The sequence below is a fragment of the Synechococcus sp. R55.7 genome, assembly GCF_047461955.1.
Lineage (GTDB): Bacteria > Cyanobacteriota > Cyanobacteriia > Thermostichales > Thermostichaceae > Thermostichus.
Genome location: NZ_JANSIC010000064.1, coordinates 7,766 through 9,594, shown reverse-complemented (window position 1 = coordinate 9,594; position 1,829 = coordinate 7,766). Strand labels below are relative to the sequence as shown.

1 protein-coding gene is annotated in these 1,829 nt (G+C 63.4%); it reads right to left on the bottom strand.

Translation table 11 applies throughout. The annotated features are described in order from the left end of the window. Positions 1-50 precede the first annotated feature (50 nt). Positions 51-1,823: a 2-succinyl-5-enolpyruvyl-6-hydroxy-3-cyclohexene-1-carboxylic-acid synthase gene (gene menD / locus NW820_RS05070; protein ID WP_414406863.1), complete on the bottom strand. Its 1,773-nt coding sequence runs from the start codon at positions 1,821-1,823 to the stop codon at positions 51-53. Positions 1,824-1,829 lie beyond the last annotated feature (6 nt).

Genomic DNA, 1,829 nt, shown 5'->3' with positions numbered 1-1,829 from the left:
GTGGCTGGACTGCGAAGCTGAGGATTTGCCGGAGCAGATCTGGAAGCAGGTCAAGGCTTGGATGGCAGCTCCGACCACTGTTGAAACCAGTCCCGCCGCCGCTGAGCATCGGCTTTTCGATCCGTAAGGATCTCCAACACCCGCACCCCTTGGGCAGGCAAGGGATCCAGAGCTTCGGCCAGCTCCTGCCAGCTTTCCACTCGGCGATGGGGAATGTGGTGGGCCTGACAGAGCAGGGCAAAATCCACCGCCTGGGGCGTGGCGAAATAGGGCTCGAAGGGTGGGCCCACCTCAGCGATGGGCAGCAGCTCAAAAATCCCACCCCCCTGGTTGTTGATGAGGAGAATGGTCAGGGATCCCTGCAGGTGAGGGCCAAGCCGCAGGCCGCCGCAGTCGTGCAAAAAGGCCAGATCCCCGGTTAGCAACACCGTCGGGCGCTGCCGGTGGGCCACCCCGAAGGCGGTAGAGAGAAGGCCATCGATGCCGTTGGTGCCGCGGTTGAAGTAGGGCCGGATGCGGCGGTCGTTGGGGGGCCAAAACCACTCCACATCCCGCACCGGCGTGCTGTTGGCAATAAACAGCGGAGTCTCTGGGGGCAAGTGGTGGGCCAGCCACCAGGCAACCTTGCCTTCAAACCACTCCGATAGGTCAGTCATGGCCTGGTCTAGGGCAGCACGGATTTGTGCTTCCGCTGTCAGCCAGCCCTGCAGAAAAGTTGTTTGCTTGGCCGGTGCTTCTGGGATCCCGGCGACCCACTCTTCCACGGCGAAAGGCAAATGGGTGGTGGGGTTGTGCAGGGGATCCCCATTCTCAGGGCGGGGATCCAACCGCCAAACGCGGGGAGCAACCTTGGCCAGGGTTTGCCGCAGCGCTTTGCTGGTGGGCAGGGATCCCAGTTGGATGACTTGCTCCGGCCAAAGCTGGGGCCGATCCCGCTGCAGGATGAGATCGTAGGTGGTGATGAGACAGGGGTTGAGGGAAGCGTAGTTCCGCAGGGGAGAAAGCCCCTCCGCCAGCACCGGCCAGCCCAAAGCCGTCGCCAAACGGGCCACTGCCTCCACATAGCGCTGGGGATCCAGCGGTTGAGCCGGCCCCGCCAAGATCACCCCCCGCTCACAGCTGCGCCACTCCTGCCAAAAAGAAACCGTCTCCGTCTGAAAAGGGCTCCGCACCGCCTGCAAGGAAGAGCCGGTGCATGGAGGAGCAACCCCACGAAAAAAGGTCTTCTCGAACTCCGGATCTTCCTGTAGATGGAGCAGCGGCGCAGTGCTGCCATCGGCAATGGGAGCCAAGGGATCCCGGAAAGGCACATTTAAATGCACCGGGCCGGGAAAAGGGTAAAGGGTGCGCTCCCAGGCGTGAACCAGGGTCTGGCGCAAGTAGGCCAGGGCTTCTGGATCCGCGCTGGGCAGGGCCAACTCCGCCTGCCAGTTGGGGTAATGGCCGTAGAGCTTCACCTGGTCAATCGCTTGGCCGGCGCGGCAGTGGCGCAGCTCCGGGGGCCGATCCGCCGTCAAAACCAAAAGCGGCCAGCCACTTTCTGCCGCCTCAAGGAGAGCCGGGAAAAAGTGGGCGGCAGCACTGCCAGAAGTACACACCAGGGGGATGGGCCGCCGGGTTTGCTGGGCCAACCCCAGAGCAAAAAAGGCTGCCGACCGCTCATCCAGCACGGGAATTGCCTCGATGTCGGGGTGCTGGGCCAGCGCGTAGGTCAGGGGTGCTGAGCGGGATCCCGGACACACCACCGCTAAACGGCAACCCAGCCGACTCAAGGTTTCGGCCAATAGGGATCCCCAGAGGGTGTTGAGGTTGCGCCAGTCCAGCCGCCT